Here is an 18,477-nt window from a genome sequence, read left to right as displayed (position 1 = left end):
CTCGGCTGACCCGGGTTCCCTCTGGGAGCTTCCCCCACGCGGCGTCGACCGGCTCTCCGAGGTGGAGCGTCGGCTCGGGCGGGGGGAGTCGGCGGTGCCGCCGTGAGGGCGTTCCTCGGCCGTCATTCCCGCCGCTGCCCTCCGCTCCCGGTCGCTCGCGCGCGGCGTTCGCGGGGCCTCCTCGGAGGCTCCGGACCGGCGCGACGACGGATCGTCGGTTCGCTCACCGACACAGATACGGACGGCCCCCTGATAATCGTTCCCTCCGAGCTGTCGGACGTGAGATTTTGGCTGCCCCCGCCGGGCGCCCGCCGTCCCGACACGATTTAGGCGGCCCGCTCACAACGGGCCGGTAATGAGCACGCAGGCCGCGACGGCGGACCGGACAGTCGTGATCGGGCTGGAGGTCCACGTCCAGCTCGAGACCGACACGAAGATCTTCTGCGGCTGCTCGACGGAGCCCGGAGACGACGAGGAGCCGAACACGCGCACCTGCCCGACCTGCCTCGGGCTGCCGGGCGCGCTCCCCGTCCTCAACGAGGCCGCCGTCGAGGCCGCCGTGAAGGTGGGGAAGGCGATCGACGCCGACATCCCCGAGACGACCACGTTCCACCGGAAGAACTACTACTACCCCGACCTCCCGAAGAACTTCCAGCTCACCCAGTACGACGCGCCGATCTGCGCGGACGGCGAGCTGGAGATCCGCGTCGACGGCGAGCCGCGGACGGTCGGGATCACCCGCGCGCACCTCGAAGAGGACCCCGGCAGCCTCCAGCACGCCGGCGGCTCGATCGAGTCGGCGACGCACACCCTCGTCAACTACAACCGCGCGGGCACCCCCCTCATGGAGATTGTCACGGAGCCGGACTTCCGCTCGCCGGCCGAGACGCGCGCGTTCCTCGCGAAGCTGGAGGAGGTCCTCGAATACCTCGGCGTCTTCGACCCCGGCCGCGACGGGAGCTTACGCGTCGACGCCAACGTCTCTCTCGTCCCCGACGAACACGTCGCGGACGACGGGACGATCGACGGCGACGCGCTCGACGACGTGAACCGCGCCGAGGTGAAGAACATCTCCAGCCACAAGGGCGCGGAGCAGGCGCTCGCCTACGAGGTCACCCGCCAGGAGAACGTCCTCCGGCGCGGCCGCGAGATCGAACAGGAGACCCGCCACTGGGACGAGGACCGCGGCGTCACCGTCGGGATGCGCTCGAAGGAGGCCGAGAAGGACTACCGCTACTTCCGCGAGGGCGACCTCCCCGCCCTTGAGGTGGCCGACTGGAAGGAACAGATCGCGATCCCGGAGCTGCCCGACGCCCGCCGCGAGCGCTTCCGCGAGGAGTACGGGCTCGACCGCGAGGCGGCCTCGAAGCTCACCTCCACGAAGGCGGTCGCGGATTTCTTCGAGGACGTGGCGAGCGAGTTCGACCCCGACCTCGCCGCGACGTGGGTCGCCGACAACCTGCTCGGCGAGCTCAACTACCGCGAGATGGAGATAACCGACGTCGAGGACCGCCTCGACGAGTTCACGCGCCTGATCGAGTTAGTCGCCGCCGACGAACTCACCGTGAAGAACGCCGAGGAGGTCGTCCTCCGCGAGATGCTCGACGAGGGCGACGACCCCGAGACGGTCATCGAGCGCGAGGGGCTCGGGAAGGCCGAGAGCGGCGAGGTCGAGGCCGCGGTCGAAGCCGCCATCGACGAGAACCCCGGCGCCGTGAGCGACTACCACGACGGCGACGAGGGCGCGATCAACTTCCTCGTCGGGCAGGTGATGCAGGCGACCGGCGGCAGCGCCGACCCTGGCCAGGTGAACGGGCTGCTGCGCGAGGAGTTAGACGGCTGAGACGGTCGAGTGTCGGCCGATTTCGGGAGCGGACGAATTAGCTCGGCGGCGGCGATACTGTATTTAAATACCCATGAGCAGCGACGACTACTTATAAAGAACGACGCGGTCGGCGCGTGCCGACGAGCGGCCGAAGGCCGCGAGTCGCACGCGCGAGGGAGTCGGTGGTCCGGAGCGAAGCGGAGGACCACCGACGAGGCTGGGGAGGCGTGAGGTGCGGGGCGGTGCTGTGCGGGGTGGGACTCAAAGGGGCAGCCGCGAGGGCGAAGGCGCGCGACGTAAGCACCGAGGGAGCGAACGGAGTGAGCGACCGAGGCGCGCAGCGAGCGCACCGAGCCCTCGCGGCTGGGGCTTTGGAGGTGTTCTCCGTCGATCTCCGGTCAATCATCTATAACCGAGCGGCTGGGAATTGGGAGGTGTTCTCCGTTGATCTCCGATCAATCATTTATAAACGAGCGGCTGGGAATTGGGAGGTGTTCTCCGTTGATCTCCGGTCAATTATTTATAAACGAGCGGCTGGGGCTTTGGAGGTGTTCACCGCCGTTCTACGTTCAGTCATTTATAAGTGAGCGGCTGGGGCTTTGGAGGTGTTCATCGCAGCGTCGTTGTTCGCTTATAAACAGCCGCAAGCGATGTCACTCGCCCGATCCGATTCACCGACGTCAACGATCAGCCGATTTTATCCTAATCACACGGTATATCCCGCGTATGGCCCCCGCTTCCACCCTCCTGTCGGCCGTCTCGATCGGCTTCTGTCTCCTGCTCGCGTGGGCGATCCGCGCCCGCGGGAAGGTCGGTCTGATCGCCGGCTACGACGGCGGCCTCCCGCCCGAGCGCGAGGCGGAACTCGCCCGCGACGCGGCGGCGGTCCTCGTCCTCGCTGCGGCCGCGACGAGCCTCCTCGTCGTCGACGCGTGGACCGGCGTGGTCCCCCGGCCCGACGTGCTGGTGACGCTCGCGATCGCCGCCCCCGTCGCGTGGTTCCTCTGGAAGTGGAACGTCCGCGAGCCCGGTCTCGACTGAGCCGAGCGCGCCGAAACCGTGCGATTGACGCCCGCTCGCCCGCTACGGCGCCCATGGACGTGACCGTCGAGGTCGTCGGCGAAGGGAGCGAGGAGTACAGCCTCGCCGCCGACGCGACGTACGACGACCTGATCCGCGCCGCGGGCTACCACCCGCAGGAGGCGTCGGCGCTGGTCGACGGATCGCCGGTCCCCGGCGACCGCGTCGTCGACGCCGAGCGGGTCCGTGTCCTCCGGCTGATAAAGGGCGGCGCGACGGACGCCGGCGAGACGGACCCCGACGCGTGACCGGAGATCACGATCTCCCCGATCCGCCCGCGGACGTGACCGTCGAGCCCGCGACCTCCGACGACCGCCTCGACGTCCTCCGAATCCTCGACGCGGCGATGCTGGAGACCGACGCGGACGCCGTCGACGACCGGATCGCGGCCGGAGACGCGCTCGTCGCGCGCTCGACGAGAACCGGCGGGGTCGTCGGCGCGCTGCTCGCCGTGCGACCCGACCCCGACCGGCTTCACGTCGACGCCGTCGCGGTCAGGCGAGCGCGACGCGGTCGGGGGATCGGCTCGGCGCTCGTCGCGGCCGCGGTCCGCCGGGGGAGTCCGACCCCGCGGTCGCGGTCGTCACCGCGACCTTCGACGCCGACCTAACCGGGTTCTACCAGGCGCTGGGGTTCGCGGTCGACGCTGGAGGGGCAGGTGGGGGACGTTCTCTCGGTCGTCGCTCGGTGTGACAACTAATTCGGAAAGTCGACGGACCGAATTCGGGGCTCAAAGGTTGATCGACTCCTTCGATATCTGATCGCCCTCGATATTCACGACACCCTTGCTCTCGAGACTGCGGATGGCCTCGTCTACTTCGTTTGACGAGAGATCGATTCGCTCGTACAACTCTGACCGGGAGATCCTGTCGTCGAACACCTGTATCACTTCGAGTTCCCGGTACACGCGCTCGGTGATTTCGCTCACCACCTCGGAGAGCGGCGTCGCGACGTTGTGCCGCTCGTCGAGCGCGATCAGGGCCTCGTTCACGTGCGAGACGAACAGCTCCTGTCCGAGGAGGTCGATCTGTCGCCGGAGTTCCGCCTCGACGATCTCGAAGTCCAGACCCGTCTGTACCAGTGCGAACATGTCGTCGACGTCGTCAGTGCGCCCGGCGACCGACTTGAACAGGAAGATGTCCTCGGCGCTGACGAGCGCAACGGTCAACCCCCCGGCATTCAGATGTGCCTCGCTCCGCTCGCGCATCCCCTCGGAGAGAATTAACTTGTCGACCACCTGCCGGTTGAAGACGTCGATGCGACAGCCGTCGTCGTTCTCGAGGATGCGTTGTGCGCCGAGTTCGTCGTACTCCTCGCCCGGGTCCCTAACGATCTCGTAGCCAGAGCCGAGCAAGGCGCCCTGTAACTGTCGGAGCGTATCCCCGTCGGTGACGATGAGGTCGATGTCCTTCGTCGTCTCCTTGAGGTCGCGAAACGCCATCGATCCGCCGCCGATCAGGTAGACCGTCAGCGGCGCTTCGAGTTGGTCGCCGAGTCGCTCCAGCTCCGAGCGGATGTACTCGCTGTCGAAGCGCTCTCTCATACTGCCACCCCGTACTCGTCGGCGAGGTCACGGAACTCGTCCCACGTCGGGAGTTTCTCCGTTCGCGTCTCCCCGTCGGTGTCGAGGTACTCCAGCAGCGCCCGCACGTCGTCCTCGACGCCGTACGTCGTGGCGATGTCGAGCAGATCGTCTCGATCGACATCTACCTCGCCGAGCAGCAGGAGACAGTACGACCGCGAACGCGTGTCGTCGCCGATGACCAGCATGTGGCAGCACAGCTCCTCGGGCGAGATCTCATTGGTGGACTCGGAGTACAGGTAGTACCGACGCTTGCGAGCCAGTAGCGGGAGCTCGAATGCTTGGAACTTCTCTGGCCCGGTTATATGGAACGCGCTCGTCCCGATCAGCTCGTCAGTCTGGACGAGGAACTCGTCGAGCGACTCCCAGAGGATCGTGTATGTGTCGGCGTGTTCCTCGGTCCGGTTCCGGTTCCGGTGGTGGGCGAACTCGTGGGCCAGCCTTGCCAGCCCTTCGAATTCGTCGTTGAGCGCGAATCGCCCGTCGTCGCGGTAGACGAGACCCCGATGCTGGAGCGGCGAGAGCGACCGATAGACCGTGCTGCGGTGAACGCCGGCCTGTTCCGCGAGGTCGGTCGGGGATGCCGGGGTGGCGAGGTGGTACAGTACCCGGAGCGTCGCACCGCCGAGCAGTTCCGCGAAGGGAATGTGGGGATACCGCTGAACGAACTGGTCGTACAGCTCGATGGCTCTCGCGCTCGACCGGTGGACGTGCTTGGTCTTCCCTGATCGGGTGGTGTGAACGAGTCCCTTCTCCTCCATTTGGTCAAGGAGTTCGGAGACGTAGTTCACGCTCCGATCGAGTTCCTCGGCGAGGGCCGAGACCGTCGGCTCACCCTGAGCGGCCGCCAGCACGCGGAGTTCGGCCTCGGTGTACATATGCCTCAATAAAACGATCTAATTATAAAAGAGTTCGTAATATCGCGACACATTTGTTCGAGCTACTGTATCAGAGTACGTTCGGTACGCACTCGCCGTTTCTAGTCGAACCCCTCGTGTAAAGCCACACCAAGACGACCGGTGCTATCCGATGTCCCTTTCCGCCTCGACGGCGTCTCACTCGGTATGAGCGCAGATTCGTCCGTAATTCCCGCACAGAACGCTCCGCGGAACGCGGTGAGGTAGTCATGTCAGGCAAAGACGACTACTACAACCGGTCCAAACAGCAGGGGTACCGCGCCCGGTCCGCCTACAAGCTGAAACAGATAGCCGAGGAGGCGGACCTGCTCGCCCCCGGCGACACCGTGGTCGACCTCGGCGCCGCCCCCGGTGGGTGGCTTCAGGTCGCGGCCGAGGAGGTGGGCGACGGCGGCACCGTCGTCGGCGTCGACCTCCAGCGCATCGACGAGTTCGACGAGCACGACGTCGAGACGCTCCGCGGCGACATGACCGAGGAGCGCACCCGCCACTACCTGCGCGAGGCGGTCGGCGAGGGCGGCGCGGACGCGGTCCTCTCGGACATGGCGCCGAACATGACCGGCGAGTACAACCTCGACCACGCCCGGTCGGTCCACCTCGCGCGGCAGGCGCTGGACACCGCGGACGAGCTGCTCGCGCCCGGCGGCGACTTCGTCGTGAAGGTGTTCCAAGGGGAGGACCTCGACACCTTCCGCGACGACGTGGCGGACTCGTTCCAGTACGTTCGCACGGTCTCCCCGCCCGCCTCGCGGGACTCGTCCTCGGAGGTGTACCTCGTCGCGAAGGGGTACACGACCTCGCCGGTCGCCGAGGGCGACCGGGTCGAGGTGACCGTCGAGGAGGAGGGCGACGAGGGCGACGGCATCGCCTACGTCGAGGGGTACACGCTGTTCGTCGACGGCGACGTGGGCGAGACGCTCACGGTCGAGGTCACCGACGTCAAGCCGCGGTTCGGCTTCGCCGAGCCCGTCGACGAGGGCGGCTCGGACGCGTCGAACTGAGTCGCCGCGGTCGGCGAACGCTCGCGGCGGCGCCGCCGCGGCCGCCCCCACTCCCGCACCCGCCGCTATCAGCCGGGATAATTCGACTCTGATTCTTATATACCCCCGCGGGCGAGTGACGACGAATGAACAGTGACGACGCGAGACGCCGGTCCGAGCGGGGTTCCGCCGACGGGGACGGCTCGACGGCATCGACGAACGTGGACCGTTCGGCGGCATCGACGGACGCGGACGCGACCACCGACGGCGGGGTTGCGTCCGGCGAGACGGCGGCGGCCTCCGGCGCCGCCGCGGGCGACGACGTTCCGGTCTCGGCGTTCCGTGAGGCCGCGGAACAGTTGGCCGACGGCGACCTCGGAGCGCGGTTCCCGGCCGAGGAGGCCGACGGCGAGGCGGCGGCGCTGGCGGCGACGCTCAACGAGTTCGTCGACGGGGTCGCCGAGACCGTCTCCGCCGTCGACGGCTTCGGCGACGAGGTGGCGGGCGCGACCGAACACGTCCGGTCGAACGTCGACCGCGCGAAGGCGCAGAGCGACGAGGTGTACGCCGCGGTCGACGACATCGAGGCGGCCGCGACCCGCCAGCGCGACGACATCGCGGCCGCGACGAGCGAACTCCAGACCGTCTCGGCCGCCACCGAGGAGGTCGCCGCCTCCGCGGACGAGGTGGCCGAGACCGCGGCCGGCGTCGCCGAGCGGACCGACGAGGGGACCGACGCCGCGACCGCCGCCATCGAGGAGCTCCGCGTCGTGGACGAGCGGACCGAGGAGGCGCTCGACCGCGTCGAGACGCTGGAATCCGAGGTCGCGGCGATCGAGGACGTCACCGACCTGATCCAGGACATCGCCGACGAGACGAACATCCTCGCGCTCAACGCCTCGATCGAGGCCGCCCGCGCGGGCGAGGCCGGCGCGGGCTTCGAGGTGGTCGCCGAGGAGGTCAAGAGCCTCGCGGAGGAGGCGCGGGACGCGACCAGCGAGATCGAGTCGTCGATCCGGTCGGTGCGCGCCGAGACGGACGCGACCGTCGACGAGATGACCGAGATGCGCGAGCGCGCCGACGAGGGGATAACTACCGCCGAGGAGGCGCTGGAGGCGTTCACCGACCTCGCCGCCGACGTCGAGGAGACGACGAGCGGCGTCGAGGAGATCCGCGACGCCACCGACGACCAGGCGACCTCGATCGAGGCGGTGGTCGACGCGGTCGAGTCGGTCGGCGACCTCGCGGAGGAGACGGCCGCGGACGCCGGCGACGCCACCGCGGTCGCGCACGCGCAGAAGACGTCGCTGGCCGAGGTGGCCGCCGGGGCCTCGACGCTCGCCGACCGGACCGGCACCCTCGACGACGCGCTCGACGCCTACGACGCGGACGGCGCCGCGGCCGACGACGCCGTCGTCCTCGACTTCTGGCACGCGTTCGGCGGCCGCAAGGCCCGGCTCCTCGACGAGTTCGCGGCCGAGTTCGCGGCCGAGACCGACGGGGTCGCGGTCCGGCCCGCCTCGAAGGGGAGCTACCGCGGCGTGTTCGAGGCGACGCTCGCGGCGGCGGACCGGGGCGACCCGCCCGCGATCGCGCACCTCTACGAGATCGGCACCCAGCGCGCGCTCGACAGCGGGGCGTTCATGCCCGTCGAGCGCCTCCTCGATCCCGACACCGCGGCCGCAGGCTTCTCGCCCGACGACCTGCTCGACCCCGTGGCCAACTACTACCGGACCGACGGCGTCCTCCACTCGATGCCGTTCAACGCGTCGACGCCCGTGCTGTACTACGACCGCGCGGCGTTCGAGCGCGCTGGGTTAGACCCCGACGACCCGCCGGAGACGTTCGACGAGGTCCGCCGCTGCGCCGAGCAGCTCGTCGAGCGCGGCGCGACCGAGACGGGGATCACGTTCGCGACGTACTCGTGGTTCGTCGAGCAGTGGTTCGCCGAGGCCGGCGAGCCGCTCGTCGACGCCGACAACGGGCGGGGCGGCACGCCGACCGAGAGCCGGTTCGACGGGCCGGTCGGCGAGCGGGTCTACCGCTGGATCGCCGACATGGCGGCCGACGGCCTCTACCACGACCCCGGTATCGAGGCCCGCGGGCAGGCCCGGGAGGCGTTCCACGAGGGGCGCGCCGGGATGCTGATCGGCTCCACCTCCTCGATGGTCGGCGTGCGGGAGGGAGCCTCCTTCCCGGTCGGCGTCGGCTACTTCCCGGTCGCCGACGAGCGACACGGCGTCGTCGTCGGCGGCGGGTCGCTGTGGGTCGCGGACGGCGCGTCGCCGGCCGAGCAGCGCGCCGCCGCGTCGTTCCTCGGCTGGCTCGCGGCGCCGGAGCGACAGGCGCGCTGGCACCGCGAGACCGGCTACTTCCCGGTCCACGAGGGCGCGGTCGACCGGCTCGACCGCGACGGGTGGTTCGACGAGAACCCCGGCTACCGCACCGCGATAAACCAGCTGCTCGACGCCGAGGACGCGGTCGCCACGACCGGCGCCCGGATCGGCCCGTTCGACACGGTTCGGACGCTCGTCGCCGAGGCGTCCGTCGACGCCCGCGAGCACGGTGTCGAGTCCGCGGTCGAACGGCTCGCCGACAGCACCGCCCTGCAGCTCGAACGGTACGCCGAGGAGCGTGCCGACGGGTCGTAACCCCGACTATCGTTCCCTGTCGGGGGCAGAGCCGCTCAGCGCTCCCGACGCGCCCACTCGCGCAGCGTGAACCGGTCGTACGCTGTTTCCTCCGCGATCTCCCACTCGCTTTCGTCCCACTCGGGGTAGCGCGTATCGCCCTCGTAGGCGCCGTCGACGTGGCTGAGGACCATCTCGTCGAGGTGCGGCTGGAACAGCTCGTAGATCCCGCCGCCGCCGAGGACGTAGACGACATCGTCGGTCTCTCCGGGGGTGCCGGTCCCGCCGGCGTCCGCCGACTCCTCGGGTATCGGGTCTGCCTCGGCGGCGACTCGGTCCGCCTCGGCGGCGACCCGGTCCGCGTCGGTGCCCGCTTCGGCCGCCTCGGCGTCCGCGGTTGGGCCGGCTGCCTCCTCGTCCGCCGTCGGGGCGGGCGCCGACCCGACAAGGTCACGGGCCAGGTCGAGCGCCTCCTCGACGCCGTTCGCGACGACCGCGGTCGGGGCGTCGACGGCGTCGACGCTGCGGCTCACGACGATCTGCCGGCTCCCCGGGAGGTCGCCGCGCATCGAGTCGAAGGTGCGGCGGCCGAGGATTACCGGCGAGCCCGCGACGCGCTCGCGGTACTGCCTGACGTCCGCCTCGATGTGGGGCCACGGCACCTCGCCGTCTCTCCCGATCACGCGGTTCTCCGCGAGCGCGGCGACGCTGACGAGTCTCACGGGTCGGATACGGGACGGAGGGGCAAAAGCGACGCGTCGAGTTCAGCCGTCGAGGCCGAGCAGGTCGAACGGGTAGCCGTTGTCCAGTTCGTCGGCGCGCTCGTAGACGACGCGCGCGGCCGCCACGTCCTGGATCGCGAGCCCCGTCGAGTCGAAGACGCTGACGCCGCGCACGCCGTCGGCGTCGGCCGGCGTGCCTGACGTGCCGGGCCGGCCCGCGCGGCGGCCGACGACGATCTCGCCGATCTCGCCGTAGATGTCGTCGTCCGTGAGCGTCCCCGCGGCGTAGGGGACGTTGATCTCGCCGGAGTGGGTGCACTGCTCGTGGTCGTCGATGACGACGGTAGCGTCTAAGAGGAGGTCGTCCGCGAGCTCGTGTTTGCCCTCGGCGTCCGCGCCCATCGCGTTGATATGAGTGTGATCGCCCACGTCGTCCGGACCGACGATCGGGTCCTCGACGGGGGTCACCGTCGAGAGCACGTCGCAGTGGCCCGCCTCCGAGATCGAGCCCGCGCGCACGTCGAACCGGCCTTCGAACGCGTCGACGAAGTCGGCGACGCGCGCCTCGTCGAGGTCGCTGATCACGACCTCCTCGATGTCTCGTACCGTCGAGATCGCTTCGAGCTGCGTGTACGACTGGACGCCGGCGCCGACGATCCCGAGACTGCTCGCGTCGGGGACGGCGAGGTGGTCGGTCGCGACCGCCGCGGCCGCGCCGGTGCGCTTCATCGTCAGCGTCGTCCCGTCGAGGACGGCGAGCGGGAACGCCGTCTCCGGGTCGGAGTAGATCATCGTCCCCATCACGGTCGGGAGGTCGTGGTCGGCGGGGTTGTCGGTGTGGACGTTCACCCACTTGATCCCGGCCGCGTCCCACCCGTCGCCGGCCGCGGTCTCCTCGGCGACGTCCTCCTCGCGCACGTCGAGGTACGCCGGCATCGAGCGGAAGTCGCCGTTGTACTCGGGGAGGTCGATGTACGACTTCGCCGGCATCTTCGCGTCGCCGCGCTCGTAGGCCGTGAACGCGCCGCGGACCGCGTCGATCACGCGGTCCATCTCGGCGTTCTCGTCGACGTCGTCCGCGTTGAGGAGCAGCGTCTGCATGCCGCAGAATTTGCCAGCCGCTACTTAGTGTCTTCCGAACGCGGTCCGGACCCCGGAACCACGACCGCGCGCAGGTCGTTGACGTTCGTCCCGGTCGGTCCGGTCCGGAGCAGCGCGCCCACCTCGTCGAGGAGCGGGTACGCGTCGTGCTCGTCGAGCGCGTCCGCGGCCGCCTCGCGGTCCAGCAACCCGTCGCTGCCGCCATCGTCGGCGCCGCCGTCGGGGCCGTCCCCGACGAGGCGGTCGTCGACCAGCGCGCCCGCAGCGTCCGTGGCGCCGTCGATCCCGTCGGTGTCGACGCTCGCGACGGCGACCGCGGCGTGGCCCGCCTCTCTCGCGCCGTCCGGGCCCGCCGCGTCGAGTTCGAGCGCGGCCGACAGCGCGAACTCCTGGTTCGGGCCGCCTTTTCCGGCGTCGTCGCCGAGCGTCACCGTCACCTCGCCGGCCGAGAGGAGGACCGCGGGCGGCTCTGCGGGCTCGCCGGCCGCGTGGCACTCCTCTGCGACCGCCGCGTGGGTCTTCGCCGCCTCGCCCGCTTCGCCGCGCACCCGCGAGGAGAGCACGAGCGGCTCGTACCCGCGCGCCGCGGCGACCTCGCGGGCGGCGTTCAGGGCGGTGCGCGCGCTTGCGACGATCCGGATGTCGACGCCGTCGCCGTCGAACGGGGGATCGCCCGGTCCCGGGGTCTCCGCGAGCTCGCCCGCGGCACCGCGTTCGAGCCGGTCGGTCGCGGCGGCCGGGGCGTCGATCCCGTATCGGTCGAGCACCGCGAGCGCGTCCGCGTACGTCGTCGGATCGGGCGAGAGGGGGCCGCTCGCGATCACGGCCGGGTCGTCGCCGGTGACGTCGCTTATCGCGAGGCCGAGGACGTCGGCGGGGGCGGCCGCCCGCGCGAGCCGTCCGCCCTTCACCGCCGAGCAGTGTTTCCGGACCGCGTTGATCTCCGCGATGGTCGCGCCGCTCGCGAGCAGCGCCTCGGTCGTCTCGCGGAGGTCGTCGAGCCCGATTCCCTCGGCGGGCGCGGCCAGCAGCGCGCTCCCGCCGCCCGTGATCAGGCCGATCACGAGGTCGTCCTCGCCGGCGTCGACCGCGACCTCGCGGACCTCTCGGGCGCTCTCGACGCCCGTCTCGCTCGGGGTGGGATGGTCGCCGGCCAGGACCGCGACTCGATCGGTCTCGACGGGGTCGTCCGTGACGACCGCGCCGCCGTCGATCCGGTCGCCGAGCAGGCGCTCGACTGCGGCCGCGAAGTGCCCCGCGGCGTTGCCCGCGCCGACGACGAGGACGCGATCGTACGCGTCGAGGTTAACGGTCGTCGAGGTGTCGTCGACGGCGGTGACCGTCAGGATGTCATCGTCGAGAGAAAGCGCGTCCGCGACCACTCGCTCCGGGTGGGCCGCCTCGATCCCCGCGGTAACGCAGTCGAGCGCGAGTTCGCGAGCCGGGTCGCTCGCGTGTCGCTCCCGGTCGGCGACGGTTACGCGGAACTCGTCGGACTGATCGGGCATTGGTTCGGTCGCCTCGGTCGGGATGCGTGCCGGCAGCTCAAGAGCGTTCTGCCATTATAAATAGCTGAGAGCGGACTGACGGCGAACACCACCAAAGCCCCAGTCGCTCGTTTATAAATAGCTGAGAGCGGACTGACGGCGAACACCACCAAAGCCCCAGTCGCGAGGACGGCGCACACTCGTTGCGCTCCTCGCTCGTTCGCTCCGCTCACTCGCTGCGGTGCTTACGTCGTCTGCGCCGTCCTCGCGACTGCCCCTTTGAGTCCCACCCGACCGCGACCGCACAGCGCCTCACGCCTCCCCAGCCTCGTCGGTGGTCCTCCGCTTCGCTCCGGACCACCGACTCCCTCGCGCGTGCGACTCGCGGCCTGTCGGCCGCTCGTCGGCACGCGCCACCGCATCTGTCTTTTATAAGTGCCGACGCTCCCGCTCGTGGATCTTTATAAGCTCAAAAACGGTGTGCGGAACGGCCGTCGCGGCTCGTCGACCGCCTTAGAAGATGACGCCGCGCGTCTGGAGCACGTAGTAGGCGGCGAGCAGCGCCGCGATGACGTACTGCCCGAGCGCGACCTCGTCGTACTCGCCGACCGCGACCTTGATCAGCGGGTAGGCGACGATGCCGGCCGCGAGTCCGTCGGCGATGGAGTAGGCGAACGGCATCACGGTGACCGTGAGCCCCGCGGAGACGGCCCACGCCGGGTCCTGCCAGTCGACCTCGACGAGCCCTTGGAGCATCATCACGCCGACGACGATCAGCGCGATGAAGGAGGCGTACGCCGGGATGGCGGCGACGACGGGGATCACCGCGAGCGACGCGAGGAAGAGGAGCGCGACGACGAGGGCGGTGAGGCCGGTGCGGCCGCCCTCCTCGACGCCGGTCGACGACTCGATGTACGTCGTCACCGTGGAGGTGCCGAGCACCGCGCCGGCGGTCGTCCCCACCGCGTCGGCCATCAGCGGCTTGTCCATGTCCGGGAGGTCGCCGTCCTCGTCGAGGAAGTCACCGAACTGCGAGACGCCGATGAGCGTCCCGGCGGTGTCGAAGAAGTCGACGAAGAAGAACGTGAACACGACGAGGACGAACGTGAGCGGGTCGATCTGTCCCAGCCCGTCGACGAACGCGCCCGCGAGCGGCGTGATGTCGTACTGCGCGCTCGGCAGCGACTCCGGGGTGACCGTGCCGCGCCCGAAGACGCCGGCGAGGGTGAGCCCCCAGCCGACCAGCGAGGTCGTCACGATGCCGATCACGATCGAGCCCGTGATCCCGCGCGCCCAGAGGGCGAAGGTGAACGCGAGCCCGAGCAGCCCGAGGATCGCCCACGGATTCCCGAAGATCCCGCCGAGCGTGACGAGCGTCGCGTCGTCGGGGACGACGAGTTGGAGCTCCTGAAAGCCGATGAACAGCAGGAACAGTCCGATACCGGCGCCGACGGAGCGCTTCACCGGCTCGGGGAACAGCCGGATGACGTACTCTCGTGCGCCGACCGCGGTCAGGAGCATGAACAGGACCCCCTCGACGAAGACGGCGGCGAGGGCCGTCTGCCACGGGACGCCGAGTCCCAGCACGACCGTGTACGCGAAGAAGGCGTTGAGCCCGAGCCCGGGCGCGAGCCCGAACGGCCGGTTCGCGTACAGCGCCATCACGGCCGTCGCGATCGCCGCCGAGAGGATCGTCGCGATGGCAATCATCTGGAACACCTCTCCCTGCCCGTACCCCTCGATCTGGATCGCCTCCGAGAGGATGGCGGGGTTCACGACGATGATGTACGACATCGCGAGGAACGTCGTGAGCCCGGCGATTATCTCCGTCCGAACGTCCGACCCGTGCGACTCCACGTCGAACCGCGCGGCCAGCGTGTCTGAAAGGCCCATTGAACGGGTGAGTGTTCCCCGGGATCGGATGATAAGCCTTGCTGAACGCCGCGCTTAGTTATCCACGAGTGTGGATCGAAAAGGGGATATCTCCTGTTTATGAACAAATAGTATGCGCGAACGTGGCTACTCGAACGTCGTCAGCGCCCCGACCGGCGCGTCGGTGATCGCTCGCGCGCGGTCCATCCCCTCGTCGCCGACGGCGATGAGCGCGAACACGCCGGTGACGTCGGCGTCGCCCTGGAGCGCGATGTCCAAGAGGAGCTCTTGGGTCTCGCCCGAGCGGATGAGGTCGTCGACGACTAACACCGTGTCGCCGGCGTCGATCGCGCTCGCGGGGAGGTAGTAGGTGAGCTCGATGCCGGAGGCGAGCCGCTGGCGCGACTCGATGAACTCCTCGACGGCGGTCTCTTTCGACTTCTTCGCGTACGCCAAGCGCGCGTCGAAGAAGGAGGCCATCGCCGCGCCGAGCGTGATCCCGTCGGTCGCGGCAGTCAGGACCACGTCGGGCGACTCGAACTCGAACGTCTCCGCCGCGACCGGCGCCACCAGATCGAGGAACGACTGGTCGAAGACGACGCCGGAGTTGTCCACGTACCCCTCGTCGTCGAACTCGACGCGCGCGACCAGCTCGTCGGCGAGCGCCTCGCGGCCGACCGACTCGACGACCTCGCTCGCGCGGTCGGTGCCGGGCAGCACGTGCCCGTTCACGTACCGGTTCAGGTCGCCCGCGGGCAGCCCGGTCACCTCCGACAGCTCCTCGTACGTTCGCGTCTCCTTCAGCATCCGCAACACGGCGACCGCCTGTAGCTGGAGGGCCGCCTTCTCTGCGCGGTTCATGGGAATGATCGCGATCGCACAACTATGAATACGTCGAAGTCGATCGTGGCGCCGATACGCACGAGCGTGCGTCCCAGGGCGATGCGGTCGGGACTCGTGTCGACCGCTGCGACCGCCTCACGCCTCGGGCGCGTCGAAGAAGACGGCGGGCTCGTCGATCGCGATCTCGACGTGGTCGCGGTCGTCGAGGGGGCGCAGCCGCACGGTGAGCGTCCCCGCCGCCTCGGCGGCCGCGCGCAGCGCGGCGAGGTCGTCGCTCGCGAGGTACGTCGGCACGCACAGCGCCACCTGTGCCGCCTCGTCGGTCGCGACCACCAGCCGGTACGCGACCCTGTCGGCGGCGCCCGCGTACACGTCGACGCCGTCGATCGCGGCGTCGTCGACAGCGGAAAGCGCCGCGTCGAACTCCGACTCGGGTAAGAGTACGTCGATCCGGCCGGCGTCCGCGACGGGGTTCACCTGTCCGGGGTGCCCGGCGATCGCGGTCCAGCCGCGCTCTCGGTACGCCGCCGCCGTCGATTCCGCGTCCTCCTCGACCGCGTCCCACCGCGGTCCGGGATCGGGTGCGTCCATACCGCTCGTCTACCGCCGGCCCCCTACATAGGCGTCGGTTTCCCTTCGCGTCGGTTTCCGCTTTCCCCCTCACACCCGCACTCCGGTGCGTCGTTTCGTCAACCGGTCTCCGGCGGCCGGTCGAAAAAGGAGCGACCTCTGCCGGTAGGTTCATAACGCTCTATGGTTTGGTATCGCCTATGCCTACTGACAACGACGATCACGTCGACAGGCGGACGGTGCTCAAGTACGCGGGAACGGCCGGTGCGGTCGGCCTCGCTGGCTGTTCCGGAAACGGCGGCGACGGCGGTGACGGCTCGGACGGCTCGGACGGCGAGGACGGTATGGACGGCGGGGACGGCTCGGACGGCGAGGACGGCTCCGACGGGGGCGACGACGCGTTCGAACTCGGCGTCACCATGGGCCAGATGGACTCCGGACTCGACCCGCAGGACCACGCCGAGACGAACACCGAGATCATCACCGGGCAGATGTACGAGGGCCTGCTCGACCGCGACAAGGAGGGCGGCATCATCGCCGGGCTCGCCAACGAGTGGGAGCGCACGGACGACGGCAGCGTCCGGTTCGTGCTGCGCGACGGCGTCACGTTCCACAACGGCGACGACCTGACCGCGGAGGACGTCCGGTTCAGCATCCGCCGGATCGTCTTCAACGACGTCGGCATCGTCAGTCCGCAGACGAACGACCTCGGCTCGGTCTCGGAGGTCACGACCGGCGACGGGGAGGTGACGGTCTCCTTCGAGGGGTACAACCCGATCGCGTTCCAGCTGTTCGCGACGAACGGCGACATCATGCAGCAGTCGTGGGTCGAGGAGAACGGCACCGACTACATCAACCGGAACGCGAACGGGACGGGGCCGTTCCGTCTCACCGAGTACCAGTCTGGCAACGTGGTCCGCTACGGGCCGAACGAGGACTACTGGGACGGCGCGCCGGCGGTCGACGAACTCTCCATGACCGCCTCCAGCGAGTCGAGCACGCGGGTCAACCAGCTGCTCGCCGAGGAGACGGACATCGTGACGAACGTCCCGCCGAACGAGGTCTCTCGGGTGAACAGCTCCGACGTCGCGACGATCAACTCCGTGGCGAGCGCGCGGATCATCTTCCTCCAGATGCGCTACGACGTGGAGCCGTTCTCCAGCCAGCAGTTCCGGCAGGCGATGAACCACGCGGTCGACGTCGGGAGCATCATCGAGAACGTGCTCAACGGCTTCGGCAACATCACCGGACAGCCGACGCTGGAGGGCCACGTCGGCTACAACCCCGACATCGAGCCGTACCCGTACGACCCCGCCGAGGCCGAGCGGCTCGTCGAGGAGTCGGGATACGCCGGCGCGGAGATCACGCTTCAGACGCCGATCGGGCGCTACCTCCGCGACGTCGAGATCGCGCAGGCGGCGGCCAACCAGATCGACTCGCTGTCGAACGTCTCCTGTGAGCTGCAACAGCGCGAGTTCTCCTCGCTCGTCCAGGACGTCACCGCGCCGAACATCGAGGACCGCCCGCACTTCACCCTCCTCGGGTGGGGGAACGCCGAGTTCGACGGGAGCCAGACCCTGACGCCGTTGCTCTCCTCCGAGGGCGCGCTCACGATCTTGAAGAACGACGAGCTCGACGGGCTCCTCGAAGAGGCGGAGTCGACCCGGGATCCCGACGAGCGGGTCGACATCCTTCAGGAGGCGAACCAGCTCGCCCACGACCTCGCGCCGTGGGTGTTCATGCACCAGCAGTTCAGCGTCTACGGCGTCTCCAGCGATATCTCTTGGGAGCCGCGGGCCGACGAGTTCATCGACCCGGACACCGCCACGCAACAGTAACGCGACCCCTACCCCCACCGCTCTACATCGTTATTAATGTCACTCGGAAGATTCGCACTCAAAAGAAGCCTCCAAGGGATCGGCGTCGTCTGGGGCGTCGTCACCGTCGTGTTCGCGCTCCGGTTCGTCACGCCCGGCAGCCCGATCAACGCGGTCGCACCGCTCGACGCTTCGCAGGAGACGCGACAGGCGATCGCCGCCGAGCTGGGGCTCGACCAGCCGCTGTACGTCCAGTACGGGCAGTACATCTTCGACCTCCTTCGCGGCGACATGGGGTTCTCCTACATCCGCGGCCAGGACGTCGCGACGCTCGTGTTCGGTCGCCTCCCCGCGACGGTCGAACTGGCGGTCGCCGCCAGCGTCGTCGCCATCGTCCTCGCGATCCCGCTGGGCGTGATCAGCGCCACCCGGCGCAACGAACCGGTCGACTACGGCGCGACGCTGCTGTCGCTCGGCGGTATCTCGACGCCGAACTTCTGGCTCGGGATCATGCTCATCCTCGTGTTCGCCGTGGAGTTCAACATCTTCAACACCAGCGGCCGCGGGGCCACCGTCGTCGACGTCGCGCTGTCGGTCGTCAACGCCGAACCGTTCGTCGGGACGCTGCTGACGTGGCTCGCGTACATCACGCTGCCCGCGATCGCCCTCGGCACGTACTTCATGGCGCTCATCACCAGACTGACGCGGTCGGGAATGCTCGACGAGCTCAGCAAGGGGTACGTTCAGGCCGCGCGGGCCAAGGGGCTCCCGCAGACCCTGATCCGGTACAAGCACGCGCTCCGGAACACGCTGATCCCCGTGATCACCGTCCTCGGGCTCCAGCTCGGGACGCTGATCGGCGGCGCCGTCATCACGGAGGCGGTGTTCTCGTGGCCGGGACTCGGCACGCTCGTCATCGACAGTATCAACACCCGAGACTGGCCGACGCTACAGGGCAGTCTCATCGTCATCGGGACGAGCTTCGTCCTCGTCAACATCCTCGTCGACGTGGTGTACGCCTACCTCGACCCGGAGGTGGTGAACGACTAAC

15 protein-coding genes and 1 pseudogene are annotated in these 18,477 nt (G+C 69.2%); 8 read left to right on the top strand and 8 right to left on the bottom strand.

Going from position 1 to position 18,477, the window contains the following annotated elements; all coding sequences use genetic code 11:
- Positions 1-355 precede the first annotated feature (355 nt).
- The 4 genes and pseudogenes from gatB (at position 356) to J7656_RS14090 (ending at position 3,598) form a co-directional block, all read left to right on the top strand.
- Complete coding sequence (gatB, locus tag J7656_RS14110; protein ID WP_211553626.1) at positions 356-1,843, top strand: Asp-tRNA(Asn)/Glu-tRNA(Gln) amidotransferase subunit GatB; 1,488 nt, start codon at positions 356-358, stop codon at positions 1,841-1,843.
- 708 nt (positions 1,844-2,551) lie between these two features.
- Positions 2,552-2,866: a hypothetical protein gene (locus tag J7656_RS14100; RefSeq protein WP_211553625.1), complete on the top strand. Its 315-nt coding sequence runs from the start codon at positions 2,552-2,554 to the stop codon at positions 2,864-2,866.
- 53 nt (positions 2,867-2,919) lie between these two features.
- Entirely contained in the window at positions 2,920-3,153 is a 234-nt protein-coding gene (samp2, locus tag J7656_RS14095; protein ID WP_211553624.1) for a ubiquitin-like small modifier protein SAMP2, read from the top strand.
- Positions 3,150-3,598, top strand: a pseudogene (locus J7656_RS14090) (GNAT family N-acetyltransferase). The gene samp2 and the pseudogene J7656_RS14090 overlap by 4 nt, the downstream one beginning before the upstream one ends.
- Positions 3,599-3,635: 37 nt before the next feature.
- Here the strand turns inward: J7656_RS14090 and J7656_RS14085 are convergent.
- Together J7656_RS14085 and J7656_RS14080 are read right to left on the bottom strand one after the other, a co-directional pair.
- Positions 3,636-4,448, bottom strand: coding sequence for a DUF6036 family nucleotidyltransferase (locus tag J7656_RS14085; RefSeq protein ID WP_211553623.1), 813 nt, complete (start codon positions 4,446-4,448; stop codon positions 3,636-3,638).
- The gene (locus tag J7656_RS14080; protein WP_211553621.1) at positions 4,445-5,365 is read right to left on the bottom strand and encodes a helix-turn-helix domain-containing protein; all 921 of its coding nucleotides are present in this window, start codon (positions 5,363-5,365) and stop codon (positions 4,445-4,447) included. The genes J7656_RS14085 and J7656_RS14080 overlap by 4 nt, the downstream gene beginning before the upstream one ends.
- Positions 5,366-5,613: 248 nt before the next feature.
- Between J7656_RS14080 and J7656_RS14075 the strand changes: the two genes are divergently transcribed.
- Entirely contained in the window at positions 5,614-6,405 is a 792-nt protein-coding gene (locus J7656_RS14075; RefSeq protein ID WP_017342281.1) for a 23S rRNA (uridine(2552)-2'-O)-methyltransferase, read from the top strand.
- Positions 6,406-6,530: 125 nt separating this feature from the next.
- A complete protein-coding gene (locus J7656_RS14070) occupies positions 6,531-9,035 on the top strand; it encodes a methyl-accepting chemotaxis protein (protein WP_211553619.1) in 2,505 nt (834 codons plus the stop codon).
- A 35-nt stretch (positions 9,036-9,070) separates the two neighbouring features.
- Here the strand turns inward: J7656_RS14070 and J7656_RS14065 are convergent, their stop codons facing one another.
- From J7656_RS14065 to J7656_RS14040, 6 genes are all read right to left on the bottom strand, one after another.
- Positions 9,071-9,736, bottom strand: coding sequence for a dihydrofolate reductase (locus tag J7656_RS14065; RefSeq protein ID WP_017342283.1), 666 nt, complete (start codon positions 9,734-9,736; stop codon positions 9,071-9,073).
- Between the two features lie 42 nt (positions 9,737-9,778).
- Positions 9,779-10,837, bottom strand: a complete 1,059-nt coding sequence (locus J7656_RS14060) for an alanine dehydrogenase (protein ID WP_017342284.1) — start codon at positions 10,835-10,837, stop codon at positions 9,779-9,781.
- Between the two features lie 20 nt (positions 10,838-10,857).
- Complete coding sequence (locus J7656_RS14055; protein ID WP_211553617.1) at positions 10,858-12,345, bottom strand: glycerate kinase type-2 family protein; 1,488 nt, start codon at positions 12,343-12,345, stop codon at positions 10,858-10,860.
- Positions 12,346-12,837: 492 nt separating this feature from the next.
- Entirely contained in the window at positions 12,838-14,217 is a 1,380-nt protein-coding gene (locus tag J7656_RS14050; protein ID WP_017342286.1) for an NCS2 family permease, read from the bottom strand.
- A gap of 126 nt (positions 14,218-14,343) precedes the next feature.
- Positions 14,344-15,057: a phosphoribosyltransferase family protein gene (locus J7656_RS14045; protein ID WP_007344990.1), complete on the bottom strand. Its 714-nt coding sequence runs from the start codon at positions 15,055-15,057 to the stop codon at positions 14,344-14,346.
- A gap of 117 nt (positions 15,058-15,174) precedes the next feature.
- Entirely contained in the window at positions 15,175-15,630 is a 456-nt protein-coding gene (locus tag J7656_RS14040) for a DUF7529 family protein (protein WP_017342287.1), read from the bottom strand.
- 179 nt (positions 15,631-15,809) lie between these two features.
- Between J7656_RS14040 and J7656_RS14035 the strand changes: the two genes are divergently transcribed.
- Both J7656_RS14035 and J7656_RS14030 read left to right on the top strand, forming a co-directional pair.
- Positions 15,810-17,447: an ABC transporter substrate-binding protein gene (locus J7656_RS14035; RefSeq protein ID WP_017342288.1), complete on the top strand. Its 1,638-nt coding sequence runs from the start codon at positions 15,810-15,812 to the stop codon at positions 17,445-17,447.
- A 36-nt stretch (positions 17,448-17,483) separates the two neighbouring features.
- A complete protein-coding gene (locus J7656_RS14030; protein WP_017342289.1) occupies positions 17,484-18,476 on the top strand; it encodes an ABC transporter permease in 993 nt (330 codons plus the stop codon).
- Position 18,477 lies beyond the last annotated feature (1 nt).

Source organism: Halorubrum ruber (assembly GCF_018228765.1).
GTDB lineage: Archaea > Halobacteriota > Halobacteria > Halobacteriales > Haloferacaceae > Halorubrum > Halorubrum ruber.
This window is presented reverse-complemented; position numbering and strand designations above follow the sequence as displayed.

Coding starts and splice junctions, on each gene's coding strand:
- gatB (WP_211553626.1), top strand. CDS start 356: ATGAGCACGCAGGCCGCGACGGCGGACCGGACAGTCGTGATCGGGCTG.
- J7656_RS14100 (WP_211553625.1), top strand. CDS start 2,552: ATGGCCCCCGCTTCCACCCTCCTGTCGGCCGTCTCGATCGGCTTCTGT.
- samp2 (WP_211553624.1), top strand. CDS start 2,920: ATGGACGTGACCGTCGAGGTCGTCGGCGAAGGGAGCGAGGAGTACAGC.
- J7656_RS14085 (WP_211553623.1), bottom strand. CDS start 4,448: ATGAGAGAGCGCTTCGACAGCGAGTACATCCGCTCGGAGCTGGAGCGA.
- J7656_RS14080 (WP_211553621.1), bottom strand. CDS start 5,365: ATGTACACCGAGGCCGAACTCCGCGTGCTGGCGGCCGCTCAGGGTGAG.
- J7656_RS14075 (WP_017342281.1), top strand. CDS start 5,614: ATGTCAGGCAAAGACGACTACTACAACCGGTCCAAACAGCAGGGGTAC.
- J7656_RS14070 (WP_211553619.1), top strand. CDS start 6,531: ATGAACAGTGACGACGCGAGACGCCGGTCCGAGCGGGGTTCCGCCGAC.
- J7656_RS14060 (WP_017342284.1), bottom strand. CDS start 10,837: ATGCAGACGCTGCTCCTCAACGCGGACGACGTCGACGAGAACGCCGAG.
- J7656_RS14055 (WP_211553617.1), bottom strand. CDS start 12,345: ATGCCCGATCAGTCCGACGAGTTCCGCGTAACCGTCGCCGACCGGGAG.
- J7656_RS14050 (WP_017342286.1), bottom strand. CDS start 14,217: ATGGGCCTTTCAGACACGCTGGCCGCGCGGTTCGACGTGGAGTCGCAC.
- J7656_RS14045 (WP_007344990.1), bottom strand. CDS start 15,057: ATGAACCGCGCAGAGAAGGCGGCCCTCCAGCTACAGGCGGTCGCCGTG.
- J7656_RS14040 (WP_017342287.1), bottom strand. CDS start 15,630: ATGGACGCACCCGATCCCGGACCGCGGTGGGACGCGGTCGAGGAGGAC.
- J7656_RS14035 (WP_017342288.1), top strand. CDS start 15,810: ATGCCTACTGACAACGACGATCACGTCGACAGGCGGACGGTGCTCAAG.
- J7656_RS14030 (WP_017342289.1), top strand. CDS start 17,484: ATGTCACTCGGAAGATTCGCACTCAAAAGAAGCCTCCAAGGGATCGGC.